Source organism: Bradyrhizobium sp. 1200_D9_N1_1 (assembly GCF_052075915.1).
Lineage (GTDB): Bacteria > Pseudomonadota > Alphaproteobacteria > Rhizobiales > Xanthobacteraceae > Bradyrhizobium > Bradyrhizobium diazoefficiens.
The window spans coordinates 5,938,257-5,953,087 of sequence record NZ_CP197226.1; the positions used below are offsets into that span (position 1 = coordinate 5,938,257).

Annotated in this window: 12 protein-coding genes; all 12 read right to left on the reverse strand. The window is 61.1% G+C overall.

Translation table 11 applies throughout. The features are described from left to right. Nucleotides 1–103: 103 nt before the first annotated feature. Entirely contained in the window at nucleotides 104–937 is an 834-nt protein-coding gene (locus tag AB5K84_RS28740) for an iron-sulfur cluster assembly protein (RefSeq protein ID WP_011086463.1), read from the reverse strand. Nucleotides 938–942: 5 nt separating this feature from the next. Next, nucleotides 943–1,965 carry an amidohydrolase family protein gene (locus AB5K84_RS28745; RefSeq protein WP_011086462.1) on the reverse strand — a complete coding sequence of 341 codons (1,023 nt, stop codon included), beginning with the start codon at nucleotides 1,963–1,965 and terminating at the stop codon, nucleotides 943–945. A gap of 135 nt (nucleotides 1,966–2,100) precedes the next feature. Then, nucleotides 2,101–2,472 (reverse strand): MmoB/DmpM family protein, encoded by a 372-nt coding sequence (locus AB5K84_RS28750; protein ID WP_011086461.1) that lies wholly within the window; start codon nucleotides 2,470–2,472, stop codon nucleotides 2,101–2,103. Between the two features lie 6 nt (nucleotides 2,473–2,478). Next, entirely contained in the window at nucleotides 2,479–3,549 is a 1,071-nt protein-coding gene (locus tag AB5K84_RS28755; protein WP_038966207.1) for an aromatic/alkene monooxygenase hydroxylase subunit beta, read from the reverse strand. A 55-nt stretch (nucleotides 3,550–3,604) separates the two neighbouring features. Continuing rightward, a complete protein-coding gene (locus AB5K84_RS28760; RefSeq protein ID WP_011086459.1) occupies nucleotides 3,605–4,645 on the reverse strand; it encodes a 2Fe-2S iron-sulfur cluster-binding protein in 1,041 nt (346 codons plus the stop codon). Nucleotides 4,646–4,729: 84 nt separating this feature from the next. Then, on the reverse strand, nucleotides 4,730–6,400 hold the full coding sequence (locus AB5K84_RS28765) for an aromatic/alkene/methane monooxygenase hydroxylase/oxygenase subunit alpha (protein WP_038966206.1): 1,671 nt from the start codon (nucleotides 6,398–6,400) through the stop codon (nucleotides 4,730–4,732). Between the two features lie 1,150 nt (nucleotides 6,401–7,550). Further along, nucleotides 7,551–8,603 carry an NAD(P)-dependent alcohol dehydrogenase gene (locus AB5K84_RS28770; protein ID WP_038966229.1) on the reverse strand — a complete coding sequence of 351 codons (1,053 nt, stop codon included), beginning with the start codon at nucleotides 8,601–8,603 and terminating at the stop codon, nucleotides 7,551–7,553. A gap of 1,165 nt (nucleotides 8,604–9,768) precedes the next feature. Then, entirely contained in the window at nucleotides 9,769–10,512 is a 744-nt protein-coding gene (locus AB5K84_RS28775; RefSeq protein ID WP_038966228.1) for an SDR family NAD(P)-dependent oxidoreductase, read from the reverse strand. Nucleotides 10,513–10,544: 32 nt separating this feature from the next. Next, nucleotides 10,545–11,339, reverse strand: coding sequence for an SDR family NAD(P)-dependent oxidoreductase (locus AB5K84_RS28780; protein WP_011086453.1), 795 nt, complete (start codon nucleotides 11,337–11,339; stop codon nucleotides 10,545–10,547). Between the two features lie 35 nt (nucleotides 11,340–11,374). Then, complete coding sequence (locus AB5K84_RS28785) at nucleotides 11,375–11,713, reverse strand: NIPSNAP family protein (protein ID WP_011086452.1); 339 nt, start codon at nucleotides 11,711–11,713, stop codon at nucleotides 11,375–11,377. Nucleotides 11,714–11,737: 24 nt separating this feature from the next. After that, the gene (locus tag AB5K84_RS28790; RefSeq protein WP_011086451.1) at nucleotides 11,738–12,970 is read right to left on the reverse strand and encodes an ABC transporter substrate-binding protein; all 1,233 of its coding nucleotides are present in this window, start codon (nucleotides 12,968–12,970) and stop codon (nucleotides 11,738–11,740) included. Nucleotides 12,971–13,038: 68 nt separating this feature from the next. After that, entirely contained in the window at nucleotides 13,039–14,742 is a 1,704-nt protein-coding gene (locus tag AB5K84_RS28795; RefSeq protein ID WP_011086450.1) for an FAD-dependent oxidoreductase, read from the reverse strand. Nucleotides 14,743–14,831: the final 89 nt, after the last annotated feature.

The window sequence follows — 14,831 nt, forward strand, 5'->3', positions numbered from 1 at the left end:
CGTTTCACTCCCACGTGATCGTTTCTCGGTCGTCAGGCCGGGCGAACTTGATGTCCGCTCCGTTTTGTCGGCACCCACAGGTCGCACGCGTATCAGCGCGACCTCACGCAAGCGCCGCGGAATGCTTGTTCATTGCAGGCGATCCGGAAGACCGCACGGCGCAGCCACTGCCGCAACCTCCGCACGGAGCTGGCGTCTGCTCCGCGCGATCCGCGTCCAGCTCGAGATAGCGCACCGCAAGAAGGCCCCGGCATAACGAGCTGTTGAACTCCATGTTGATGCGTACGCCTCGCAAGCGCTGCAAATACGACGCCATTTCGTGGCGCTTGATGGGGGCCCCATCGTAGGTAACAAAGGCCGGATCGGCCGGGAGATCGGCGAGGCGCCGCTCAACCAGAAGCTCGCGATAGCGCGGCTTCTGGCGCGCAACTTCTTCCGAGTCGAAGTTGATCGCGTCAAACGCGCTCAGACTCATGCGGCAAATCGCGGGATCCTCATAACCCAGCCCGCGCAATGCCAGGATCATGACCTCCTGGCGCCGCTCGAACGCCTTGCGGCGGAATTTCTCCCGCAGATCGTCAAGTGAACCGCCGCTTGCGAAATCCTTGAGCGCCTCGCCAAACGACCTACCCTCGCGGACGCCCCGGTTGATCTCCTCGGCGACCATATGGTCCCGAAGCTGCGGGCGGGCTTCGCGAACCCAAGCCAGCGAGGACACCGCCCGACGCATATCGTCGGCCATAAGGAACGCGAAGTTCGCCGAACACCAGTAGGTCGGCAGGCGAAAGACGATGTCGACTCCATCAACATGATCGACCGTGACCCGCTCGACGAATCCAAGCTCGGTGACCGGTTCGTCCAGCTCGGGATCCGTGACCAGCGCGAGGCGCTCCCACACCTCATTGGTCCTGCGATCATGCTGATGGAGCGCGTTCATTGGCTCTACTCCGCTGCCGTCGCGTGGATTTTCTGCCCGAGCTTCGCCTTCTGCGCCTCGACGTCGACTCCATAGAGACGTGCGGCGTTGAGGCCCAGAATCTTCCTCTTTGCCTGCGGGGTGAGGTCGACGCCGTGCTCCTGCTTCAAATCTTCCGGCAGCTCGAAATTCCAGAACTTCTCGACCAGCCAGCGCGGCGTCCAGATCGCGTAGTCGCTCCCGAAAAGCAGCTTGTCCTCGCCGACCCAGAACAGCAGTTCGCTGATCACTTCGGCAAAATAGCGCGGCCGTCCATGGATGAACGGCAACGCCACCGCGAGGCCGCCGTAGACGTTCGTCTCCTGCACCGCGATCCAGCAAAAATCATCGAGGCGCGGCAGACCGCAATGCTCAATGATGAAATTCAAGCCCTGGAAGTCCGTCGCGGCATGGTCGACGTCGTGAACATCGAACGCATCCTTGTCCAACGGAATGATCGTCGGCCCCTTATGGACATGGATGTTGGTGATGCCGAGCTTCTGGCAGAGCTCGAGGCAGCGATAGGCGTTGGGATCCGTGAGCTTCCACCCACGCGAGTCACCCTTCCACTCGGCGGTATAGAGCTTGACACCCTTGATGCCGAACGTCTCCTTCATGTAGTGGATGTACTCGAGCGCCCTCTCGCCATCCCGTGGATCGAAGGCGCCGTTGACGATGAAGCGGTCCTTGTACTTCTTCGCCATCTCGGCGTTGCGATCGATAGTGTTGAACCCGTTCTTGTAGAACTCTGTGAGGTAGGTCGACTGAACGACGGCCATGTCGTCAGGACCGTCGACGAACAGATCGTGGTACATCTGGTCGGCGCTGTATTTCTCGAACTGCTCCTTCGGCCAGAGCTTGTCCTTCGGGCTGAGCGAGGTGTGGTAGGCGTAGAAGCAGTCGATGAACTGCTTGCCGTGGACGTTGAGCTGATTCGCCGGACTTCCGTCCCAAAAATGGGTATGGCCGTCGATAACGAACACTTCCTCGCCGCTGGGAGTTATGAACATGTTGCTCTCCGGAAATTCCTGGTTGGCTCTAGTCGATCAAACGAAGCGCGGTGGTCGGGCGAGACCACTTCGAGAAGCGGCGGGGCCATAGCCGCTGGGGATGCGGCCCCGCCCAGTCAGGGAGGCGATGGAGACTCACTCGATGTATTCGAAGACCTCGTCCATGTTTCCGAACAGCGTCACCGTGTTGTCGTCGATACGCACCATCCGTCCGTAGTGGGTCGAGGTGTTAACTTCGAAGATCTCGGCCGTCATTTCCTTCCCGAGAATTTCGCTGATTTCATCCATCTTGAAAGTCAGCTTTCCCTCGCCGTCGATGCGGATCAGGGCCGGCTGATAGGTCACTGTCACGTTCGGCTTCTTCGCCATGAACTCGGCGATGGCGCGCGCCTCGACGCTGTCATTCATGGTGACGCCGCACTGATGGGAAATCGTTTGCTCGAAACGAAGGTCCCCCATCTTCTGGAAGATATTCTGGTTGGTCGCAGATCTGGAAACGACGGACATTGCAATTTACTCCTTGGGAAGGGTGAGGCCGAGCTCGCCGAGAATCTTCTTAATGCGTTCGACCGACTGCGCACGCGCATCGGCGTACTGCACCGGCTTCGAATGCGGCTGCGACCAGATCGGCTGCAGGCCGGCGGCCGCCTTGTTGGCGAGCGCAACATGCTTGTTCACCCACCCCTGGAACAGCTTCTTGTTGTGGGCGCCATGCTGATTGTCGGTCACCAGAAGGTGCATCAGGTCGATCGTGTTCGCGAGATTGCGCTCATAGTCCGCTTCCGCGGACGAAATCACCGGCGGCGTGATGAAGTCGCCGTTAGACGAGGCTACCTGCATCAGGAAGCCGCTGCGAAACAGTTCGCCGACCAGCGACTCGAACACGATGTTGGTGGCGAAATACTGCTCGAGATAGTCGGCCGAGCCCATGATCGACTCGATCGCTTCCCGCGTTCCCTGCCAGCCCTTGTCTTCCAACCAGACGCGCTTGCCGGCCGTGTCGTCGAAGCCCGGAACGTCCATTCCGATCTCGGCGAGATACAGCGTAATATCCTGTGAAAGGCGAAGCTTGTAGGACGAGTTCGTCAGCGTCGCATTGTTGATCATCTGGGTGTAGCCGTAACGCTGAGCCTGCATCAGCGACGTGCCGAGACCGAACTCGGCGTGCTTCCACGCACCGAGATGGTTCTGCAAGATCTTGATCCAGGCCTTGTCGAAGCTCTTCGGTGCCCCGGACTTGCGACCGTTGGCGATCACGGCCTGGACCATGGCTTCGATCTTGGACTGGCGCTGGTAGTGAGTGCGCTCCCATTCCTGGTCGGGAGCACGGAACGCATGCCAATTCGAGCTGAGGGCCCCCGTGTTGTCCTTGGTGTATGCACCCTTGCCGTTGGGGAAAGAGATGATCCAGTCCTGCAACAGGTATCGTTCCGGATCCGGCTGCACGTCGACCGTCACGTCTTCGTAGTGCGTGGCTCGCTTGCTGCGGGGCTCGAAATAGCGGTATCTGCGGCTATCCGAATCCGGAAACACCGCAGAACCTGCTGCACCGGATTTGGCTGATACGGTTTGAACGGCAGTCATGGTCGTCTTCCTCCTCCTGTTGTTGGGCTCTAGCTCGTTGGACGGTCGAGGCGTCTTAGTTGTTCGCCGGCGTGAACTTGTCGAAGAAGATGCGGTCCGACTCGACATCGCTCATCTGCAACACTGGCGTCAGCGCCTCGATCATTGGCGATGGTCCGCAGGCATAGACGTCGACGTCTTCACCATAGTCCGCACCGCGAAGGTGCTCTCCGACTGCCTCATGCACGAAGCCCTTTGCTCCGCCCCAGGCCGTGTCGTCGGCCGCATGGGAGAGAACCGGGACGAAGGTGAACTCCGGATGCTTGGCGGCGAGCTCCGCGAAATGGTCGAGATAGAAGAGATCGTTCTGCGTCCTGGCTCCGTAGAAGAAGCGCACCGGACGAACTTCCCCGGAGCTGATGTGATCATGCAGGATAGACCACAGCGGCGACATTCCGGATCCGCCACCGACCAGGATCATGGCTCCTGTTTTGTTTTCTCGTCGGAAGCAGGTCCCGTAGGGTCCTTTGATTCCGACTTCGGTTCCGACGGCGAGATCTCCGTCGAGTCGTGAGGAGAAGCGCCCATTGGGGTACTTCTTGATGATGAACGCGAGATTTTGGCTTTCGCCCGGCGAATTTGCCATGGAAAACGAGCGCGTAATCGTCTCTGGTCCCGGGAGCGTGATGTCGACATATTGACCCGCCCAGAACTTCAGAGGTTGCTCCAGTGTGATTTCGAGGCGGCGGATGTCATGGGTCAGCGCAGAGACGCTCGTAACGGTGCCCGTGAAATCCTTGACGGGAATCGATTTCGACAGCACTTCCTCGTCATAGTTGAGGAGCTCCACCTCCAGATCCGAGTATGCCAAGGTCCGACAGAGCAGGATGTAATCCTGGCCTCGCTCCATCTCGTTCAGGGCAAACGTCGAGTATTTCTTCAACTCGACATCGCCTCCGGTAAGGACGCATTTGCACGCAGAGCACTGCCCCTCCTTGCAGCCATGCGGCAGCGCGATCCCTTGGCGAAACGCAGCGTCGAGAACAGTTTCGTTCTCCTCGACCTCGAACTCTATGCCTACCGGTTGCAGGCGAACGACATTAGCGGGCGCGCCCATAGGGGCCTCCTCAAACGAACGCTTTCATATCTTCCGGGGAGCGATCGGGAAGGAGCCGGCCGCAGCCGGCCCCTTCCGTCTCACTTAGTTGCAGGGATTGATAGTGAATCCCTTGCGATACTCGGCGAGATGCTTCTCGCGGTCGGCCGGGCTCATCTCCCGCAGCGTCTGTAGCGGGCTCTTGAGGATGTGGCCGCGGACATCGTCGAGCGTCCACATTTCCTTCTGGTCGAAGCGCAAATGCGGCTGCGCGACCAAGGTCTTGCCGTCCGTGCGCACGAAGCCGAGATCCTTGATGGCGTCGGCAATATCCACATTGTGGTAGACGCTTTCCCACTCGCGACGGCCGCTGAACCGCCCCATCGCCGGGGTCGGACGACCCTGGTACTCGCCGGCGAACGCTTCGACGGCCGTCCACCGATCGAGCTCATGGGCGAAGGTGTGCAGCTTGCCGTCGATCTCGTCGGTGACAATGTCCTCACGGATGAGGCACGGAACGAGGCACGACCAGCAACGATGCGGATAGACGTAGCCGACGTCGCTGTTGAACAGGATGTTGGTTTGACCCCGATGCGACAGCTTCTCGTACCATTTCCAGAACTCGCCGAACTGCGCATACCAGCCCGGATACTTGTGCTCGAACCACTCGAAGTCCTTTTCAGTCTGCGCCTCGATACGCCAGAAGTTCGCCGACCAGCCGACGGCAAAGAACTGGGCGACCTTGTGGACGTAGTGCTTCTCGGTCAGCCGCTTCCAGGCGGCCTGCACGTCGTCATGATGGATCTTGATGCCGTACTTCTCGAGCGGCAGCATATAGGTCCGGTAATAGTCCTCGAAGATCCAGCGGTGCCACATCTCCGCGTAGGACTCCTTGTTCTTGTCGCGGTTCGTGGTGCCGTATTCGATGAACGTCCCGATCGCCGCGTCGACGATGGCATGGTTCTGCCAGAAAGCATAGCGCATGTCGCGCTCGAGCAGCAGGTGATTCTCCGGCTCCTTCAGCATCGACATCAGCATCGAGTGGCCGTTGCCGATGTGGCGGCTCTCGTCCGACTGAACCGAGAGGAACACGGTTGGCAGCGCATAGTCGCCGTTGCGCGCCGCCTCCGACGGCATGGCGACGAACAGCGTGTTGGTGAACGCCGTCTCGGCGACGACGGTCAGGTAGACGTTCGCCGACGTGATGGCGTCACCGGTGATGAATCCTTCACCGAACTGGCGACCGATCGTGGTGGCGTAGCACTTGCCGAACGCCTCCTCCGTGATGTCGAAGCCGGCCGGGTCGATGTAGTTCTCCATGTACCATTTCTTCAGGTTCATCTGGATGGTCGAGTGACGGAATTCGTCGACCATCTGCATGGTGAAGCCAGTACGGAGATCTTCGCCGGGTGCGAGGCGCCCGACCATCGCCATGGAACGTGCCGCCGAGATTTCCGGGAACGGGATGATCGCCAGGAACAGCTTCATCCACTCGACCCAACGTGGCTCGACGTTGCGGAACATGTCGCCGCGAAGCGCGGCATCGAGGGCGCCGTAGACGCGGTTGTCCTTTTCCTCCTGCATCGGGAAATAGGAGCGAAGGACCTGCTTCATCGGATCCTTGGGCGCCTTCGTGATCTTGTAGTCGGTGGGGAAAGTCATCGCTTCCTGGACGTAGGACGGATTCCATCCGAGATCTGCAATCTTCTTTGCAGCCTCACCGACGGAAATGCCGCGCTGGGCGGTGATCTTGTTGAGTGTTAGCGTTCCAGACATCTCGTCTTTCCTCCTGATCGGGTCAGAAACCACATCGATATTCCGCCTGCCTGGACCTTCGCGGACCGAGCAGTGCTTACCCGTGCGTTACGGGCCACCTCGCGACCGTTTGCGCGGCCGGACGTTTGATATCGGCAAGGGTCTCAGGATGACTGTGGAACACCTCAGGGATGATCAGGAGCGATCTTCGGACCCAGCCGTCCTCCGATCGCAATTGAGTGACCCCGCGCAAGGTTCGCCCTCAGCTTGACATCCCCTTCCCTCGTTCTTTTCGCGGCTCGCCCCGGACGGAGCAGTCAGCGTTGTTGTGCCAAACAGCTTTGCAATGGGCGTGCCAGCGCTCTCTTGCCCCGCCAAATTGATTTCTGATTGCCGGAGGTGAGGATCGGCGCTGACGGAGACTTCGCGGCTCCCAGTTAGCGACCTGCGGAAATGCAAACTGCGACAAGAGTTGCAAAATGAGAATCGGCGCAACGCGGAGACCGCCACTTCGCGGCGCAATGTTTGCGCTGCAACAGTGCCAGAAATTGCCCCGGGCAATACGTCGAGCGCTTTCGGAATCGAACGCGGTCCGCTCGATGCGACAGGCGTCTTTCACGTTGAAGGCCGCGCATACGAGACTGGTTCGTTGCCCGGTCCATTCGGACTAGCGATAGTCCTCGAAACCGGCCGACCGTTTTGATTGCCGAACCTTCTCGATCCAGCGCTCGGTGTACTGGGCGTAGCAATCGTGATCGCAGAAAGGGAGACCGGTACTGAATTCTCTCAGATAGTGAGCGTGAATGGGCTCGCAGCAAGACATGCAGAACGTCTTCAGCCACGGTGTTCTGCCATTGACGAGGACGAACCTCATGCGGCGTTCCTAAGCGATCTTGTCGATATGAGATTGACAACGATGCAAATTGAGACGATGGCGTACAATGAGACTCCGGAGATCAGACCACTCCTCCACCCTTGCGGTGTTTGCACTGCGATATGAGCTTGTGTGAAACCGATCTGATTGAACTGTTGCAGCGCCTGACCAGCATAAGATCTCACGCAGCTGGGCTCCGGTGACGGCGTCAGACGACACCACACGGGCATGACGACGGCCGCTTGCTCGATCCATCGCGAGGAAATGCATGCTCGCGATGGATGATGCAGCTATCCTTCAAGGGATTAACACGGCCCGCCCATGAATTTCGCCTGCATTGAGATCGTGCAAGGCCTTGTTGGCGTCCGCAAGGCGATACTCGGTCGTGGCAAGTTCAACCAGATCTCGGTCCGCAAGGGCCATCAACTCGGTTAGTTCGGCCCACGTGCCGACCAGATTGCCGATAATGTTTTTCTCGGTTATCACCATGTCGACTGTCGGCACCCGAATGTCTTCGCCGTAACCGACGACGTAGTAGCTGCCCATCGGACGAGTCATCGCCAGGCCCTTCGACGTCGTCCCCTTCTCGCCGACGAAATCGATCACCGCTTCCGCACCGTTTCCGCCGGTCAGACCCAGAACGGCTTCCACTTCGTTGCCGTCAGCTTTCACGAGATGATCGGCGCCCGATTTTTCGGCTAGTTTCAGCGATGCTTCGGACTTGTCGACGACAATAATGTCGGCCGCACACATCGCTTTGAGGCACTGGATTCCGATGTGGCCCAATCCTCCCGCACCGATAACAACGCAAGATTCGCCTGGCAAAAGGTGACGCGTGGCCTTCTTGACAGCGCGATAGGCGGTGAGGCCTGCATCGGCGTATGGCGCGACATCCTTTGGCGCCAAAGTCCGTGGCAGCGGGACGATGTTGCGTTCTGAGGTGCAAAGGAACTCTGCATAGCCGCCGTTGCAATCGAGGCCTGGGAACGTTCCAGGACCGTGCATGTCGAATCCTCGGCGACAGGCGAGACACGTCCCGCCGCTGATCTTCGGATGGACGATGACAGGATCGCCCTTCTTTAGTCCCTCGACTTCCTTGCCAACTTCTTCGATCCAGCCTGCATTTTCGTGCCCCATAATGAGGGGAAGCAGCTTGTCACCGCTCGGATCCATGTGCGGCTTCCACACGCCTTCGACGATGTGAAGGTCGGTTCGGCATACGCCCGCACCACCTATGCGGACAATGACGTCGGTTGATTTCGTCAACTTCGGATCAGGCACCTTCTCTTCCCCGACCCAAAGGTCGTTGGAAAGTTTCTCGTCGTAGGCTCTCAATACTTGGGCTCTCATCATTTCCTCCGTCTCCCCGGCGAACTTCGGTGCGCCATCGGCGATTTCAGCCTCAGCATTTTTTGTGCCAGCGGATTTGTGTCGCGGCGCCAACAGCCACTGTTGGATACGCGCCAACAGTCCTGCTGCGGCGCAGCGCGAAGATGATAGATCACCGTGCTGAAACAGCCCGATACTACCAGGCACGGATCAGCGTTATCTAAAGTCCTCCACCATTGGGAGGATCGATGGTCAAGCTAAGCACGACAAAAAGGAGAGCAGCTGGACTTTGCTGCGCATTGCTTGCCGCGCAAGGAGGTTAACTGGATGGCCAAACCGGTCCACTCGATGATCCGCGTGGCCCACGAGGCGACTTCCACCGGCGCGCCTTCGATCTCGAGATCCCCAACCATCTGAGTGTGCCAATTTCGCCCTGATCTATTTGCGTCTCCGTCCTCACCTTTCGAGCTGGAGCTTACGGTCATCGCAAGGAGCCGTATGCGCTCGACGTCCCGATCTTCTTACTGGATCTGTTCTCGAAAGGAGATGTCGTGAACCTGACCAAAGCAGAGCGGCAGTATGCCAAAGACGGGGCAAATCTTGACTTCAGCTTTGTCCATCTCACGCAAGGTCAGAACTGAGTCCTAGTATTCTCGCGCGCAGATCTACAATTCGCAGCAAGCCGGCATTATTGCTTATTCGTATCTGGCGTATGGGCTTCCTTGGTTGAGCGGGTGACGCTTCTGCCCGACGGGAACGAGCTAGGAATCGTGCTCAACGGCGATCTGGCCGCGATCTTGAGCTTTGCTGCGGGCAAAACGAAGCCCGACCTCCTTCCGGAGGCCGGGCTTCTTGGCGACTTAGTATCGATCGTTGGTTGCCGGGACAGGATTTGAACCTACCCAGACGTCTTGAACGCGACAGTCTGCGGGACTGCCGCAGACAAACCAGTCGTCACCAGCCCAGAAATTGGAGCGCTGTTGGCTCCCCAAATTGGGTGTCGGTAGATTTTTGTTGATCTCTCCGTGCACACATCGTGCACACGCCGCCTTCTAACTTATTGAAGAACTTGAACTCTCTGTCCAATCCATCATCGGCCAAGTTGAGCTAACGCAGGCTAGCCTGATCCAAGCTGATCCAAAATTGTCAGCTCTGAGCCATAGCCACGCCGGCGCGACGCGATCAATTAGATTGCCGTGTAGCCGCCGTCGGCATTGACACACGCGCCCGTGATGATCGAGGCCTTGTCGCTCGCAAGAAAGGCCACAACCTCAGCAATCTCCCCAGGCCGCGCCAAGCGCCCGATCGGCTGCCGCACCAGCATCGCCTGGCGGGTCGCCTCCGGCAACTTGGCCAGCAACGGCGTATCGACATAGCCCGGAGAAACGCAGTTCGCGCGAATACCCTGGAGCGCATAGGTCAACGCAACTGAGCGCGTGAGATTGACCACCGCGGCTTTCGCGGCCGAATAGGCGTTGCTGTTCTCCTGACCGACGTGAGCAAGGATCGACGCCATGTTGACGATCGCGCCACCACCGGTCGCACGCATGATGCCTGCGGCGAACTTGTTGCAGATCGCCACCCCGGTGAGATCGACGTCGATCACGCGGCGCCAGTCGACGAGATCGAGCTCGTGGATTGGCGACTTGCGCTCGGGAATGCCGGCATTGGCGACGAGGATGTCGAGCCGGCCGAACAGCGTGACGGCTGCCTGCATCAGCTCGGCAACTGAGGCCTCATCGGTGACGTCGACATGCTGGAAGCCCGCCGCGTGACCATCGGCGGCAAGCCCGGCCGCAAGCGCGGCTCCGCCTTCGGCGAGATCACCGAGCAAGACTTTCGCCCCCTCGACGGCAAACAGTCGCGCAATCGCGGCTCCAATCCCGGAGCCGGCGCCGGTGATGACGGCAACCTTTCCCTCGAGCAGCACCACACCCTCCCGTTCGACCCGATTTGCCGAGCTCAGCTCTTCTCGAAGCCCGGGCGCGGAATCGTGCCCATCAGCGTCCGGGTGAAGCCACCGTCCACGACGATCTCCTCACCGGTGATGTAGCTCGCGCGCTCGCTCGCGAGGAAGACTACCGCATCGGCGATGTCCTCGGGGCGGCCGATGCGCCGTGCCGGCACCAACGCCCGCCGCGCCTCGTACACGCCCTGGGTCTGATAGATGGCCTCGGTCATCGGCGTGCGGATCATGCCCGGGCTGACGACGTTGCTGCGTACGCCGCGCGGTCCCCATTCGACCGCGAGCTGGCGGGACAGCACGGCCACGCCGGCCTTGCTCACGCTGTAGGCGCCGCTGTAGCTCTGCGGAAATGAGGCCGAGATCGATGCGACATGGACGATGGCGCCTGCGCCGCGCGCCAGCATCGGCTCTCCGAAGGCCCGCGCGCAGCGCAGGTAACCGGTCAGGTTCAATGACAGAATGCGGTCCCAATCCGCCATGCTCGTGGTGTCGAGCCCGCCCGGCAACATCGTGCCAGCATTGTTGACGAGGATTGTGGCTTCGCCGACTTTCGCCGCCACCTCGCCGGCGGCGCGCGCGACGCTGTCATCGCGGGTGACATCGCAGGCTAGGAACTCCGCGCGGCCACCGCTTGCGCTAATCTCCGCCGCGACAGCCGCGCCGGCCTCGTCGCGGTCGAGCACGACGACGGTCGCGCCAACCGCCGAAAGGCCGAGCGCAATGCCGCGCCCGATGCCCGCACCACCGCCCGTGACGACGGCAACTTTCGCGGAAAGATTGATCCATGCCATGCGGGGCTTCCAAGGTTGGAAAGGCGATTGGCGCCTCAGGTGGCGAGGCCGGACAAGGACAGCAGCTCGATCCTGCGGATCAGCCGGTTCTCCTGCGCGACGATGAGATGCTCTGAGGCTTGCAAGTAAGCCGGCCAGTCGGGATCCTTGTCGCGCTCGGCGTGCCGGCGCTCGAACTCTCCCATGTCGGGGAAACCCCAGAGATGAACGATCTGGTTGAGCGGCCCGACCGCGCTCGTGAACATGCCAAGCGGACGCCCCAGATATTTGAGCTGGACCGGTATCGCGAGCCGGTCGAACACCTCGATGAACTCCGCCATCTTCCGCAGGCGGATGGTGTAGACACGCAGGTCGACAATGGCTTGCTCGGTCATCGGAGGATCTCCCGGTTGGCTCTCTCAGCTGCGCACGAGCGCGCAACTACCCTCGTCGAGGGGCCGGAACGCCTCGGTTGCGCTCAGCGTCGAGACCAGCTTGTAGACGTCGCCGGTCGACGTGCTCTCCGCGGGCTTCTTCACCTCGAAGAGATAGGCCGGATGGATCTTGCGCCCGTCGGCGCGGATCATGCCCTGACCGAAGCAGTCGTCGTCGGTCGGCATCTTCTTCATCAGCTCGACGACCTCGCGCCCGTTGCGCTTGGCCTGCTCGGCGCCGAGCTCCTTCACCGCCTTGAGGTAGTGCAGCACGCAAGCGTAGTCGCCGGCCTGGCTCATGTTGGGATAGACGTTTGCTGCCAGGCGCGGCTTCACCCGGTTCATGAAGGCGCGCGTTCGCTCGTTGAGATCCCAGTAGAAGGTCTCGGTGAGCGACAGGCCCTTGGCCGTCGACAGGCCCATGCCGATGACGTCGGTAACATAGCCGACCAGCGCCGCCATGCGCGCGCCGCCCTGGTCCAGACCGAACTCCTGGGCCTGCTTCAGACAGTTGATCAGCTCATTGCCGGAATTGGCAAAGGCGATCACATTCGCGCCGCTCGACTGAGCCTGCAGCAGGAAGGACGAGAAGTCCGAGGTCGACCCGAAGGGATAGCGGACCGAGCCGAGCACGGTGCCGCCGGCCGCCTTAACGAATTTCGCCGCGTCCGCCTCGGCAGCATGGCCGAACGCATAGTCGGCGGTGAGGAAAAACCATTTCGAGCCGCCGGTGCGCACGAGCGAGGTCGCCGTCGAATGGGCGAGGCACCAGGAATCCCAGGACCAGTGCACGAGGTTGGCGCTGCAGCTCTTGCCGGTCAGGTCCGACGATCCGGCGGTGGTGATCAAGGCAACCTTGTTCTTGTCCTCGATCAAGTATTTGGCGCCGAGCGCGATCGAGGAGTTGCCGACATTCTCGATCACGTCGACGCCATCCTGATCGAACCATTTGCGGATGATCGCAAGGCCGACGTCGGCCTTGTTCTGATGGTCGGCGACCAGGATCTCGACCTTGATGGAAGGGTTGGCCGCCATGAATTCGGCAGCCGCCTGCTGTGCGCAGGCGACTGTCGTGGGCCCCGACACGTCGCGATAGATGCCGGACATGTCGGTGATCACGCCGATGCGGATCGTGTTGTCGGACTGCGCCCGGGCGAGGCGCGGCGCCAACGCCGTGGCGAGGCCGGCACCGACGAAACTGCGGCGTGTCATGGTCATGTCGTTTCTTCCTCACCTGCCCTGCCTTCCGGCATGGACCGTTGTTGATCCCGTTTGGATGGTGTCGATCAGGCTTGCTGGCCAGCCAGATGACGGCCGGTGATGTAACCGAAGGTCATGATCGGCCCGAGCGTGATGCCGGCACCAGGATAGTTGCCGCCCATGATCGAGGCACGATCATTGCCGACGGCATAGAGTCCGGCGATCGCCGTACCGTCGTGGCGCACCACGCGACCGACCAGGTCGGTAGTCAGACCGTCGAATGTGCCGAGATCGCCCATGATGAGCTTCAGCGCGTAGTACGGCCCGGTGCCGATCGGGGCCACGTTCGGGTTTGGCTTGTGCTCGGCGTCGCCGAGATAGCGGTTGAAGGCCGTCGAGCCGCGCTTGAACGCGCGGTCAATGCCATGGACCGCGCCTTCATTGTACTCGCGCACCGTTGCTTCCAGACCGTCGGCCTCGATGCCCGTCGCAGCGGCCAGCTCGCGCAGCGTCGCGCCGCGGCTCAGATAGCCGTTGCGCACGAAGGGTCCGAGCGGCACTGGTGCAGGCTTGGCATAGCCGAGGCCGTACTTGCGGATCGTGGCGTGATCGCAGATCAGCCAGGCCGCGGTCTCCCTACCGCCGGCGCCATTGGCGATCATCGCGGCGCCGACGTCGTGGTAGGACTCGGACTCGTTGGTGAAGCGCCGCCCTTGCCTGTTCACCGCGATCACACCGGGCTTGTAGCGGTCCACGAGATGCGGAAACACGCCGGTGCGATTGCCGAGCGGCACGCGCGACACCGGCATCCACGCCGCCGCACTCGGAAAGCGGATGTCGCAGCTGCCGCCGGCCACCTCTGCCATGCGGATGCCGTCGCCGGTGTTGGCCGCAGGTGTCGGCGACAAATGTTCGCCACCTCGGGCAAGATGCGGATAGGCGCGCGCAATGCGCGCCTGATCGTGCGGAAAACCGCCGCTCGCCAGCACCACTGCGCGGCGCGCCGTGATCGCGTACTCGCCCTGCGTATCGCCGACGATCGCGCCCGCGATGGCGCCGTTCCGGCTGATCAGCCGTTGCGCGGGCGTTGCCGTGAGCAGCGGAATCCCGAGATCGAAGACGGTCCTCGCAAGCCGCGCCGCCAGCGCATTGCCGCTGGTGATCTTGACCCCGCGGCGATAGCGGGCGAGATCCCAGAGGTGGCTGGCAAGCCGCCGGGCCACGTAGATTGCCGAAGCGAGCGAACTCGTGACGCGGAAGAAATGCTTCAGCTCGTCATTGGACGAGTTGAACATCATGCCGATGAAGGTGATGGTCTCGAGCGGCGGCCGCAGCCGGCGGATCTCCGTGCCGAGCCCGCTGGCGTCGTAGGGCGCCGCGGTCACCGAGCGGCCGAGCTTGGTGCCGCCCTCGACGTCCGGATGATAGTCGGGATAGGCCGACAGCACGAATTTCGCTTCGGTCTCCTTCTCGAAGAAATCGAGCATGCGCGGGCCGACATCGAGAAAGGCATCGATCGCCGCATCGTCGAAATGATGGCCGGTCTCGTGCTTGAGATAGGTGCGCGCCGCGTCGCGGCTGTCCGTGACGCCCGCATCGCGCGCATGGCGATTTCCGGGAATCCACAGCACGCCGCCGGAAAAAGCCGTGGTGCCGCCGAAGTACTCGTCCTTCTCGACGATGATCACGTCGAGCCCGCACTTCCGGGCCGTGATCGCGGCGGACAATCCGCCGGCGCCCGAGCCCACGACCAGCACGTCGCACGACAAATCACGCGCTTGTCCTGACATTGCCGTTTCCTCCCGTGGTCTCGCCGCGCCGTTGCTTTGTTTGGGTCTGACGACGGCTCGTATTCTCGATAGGCGCGACCGCGGGCGCC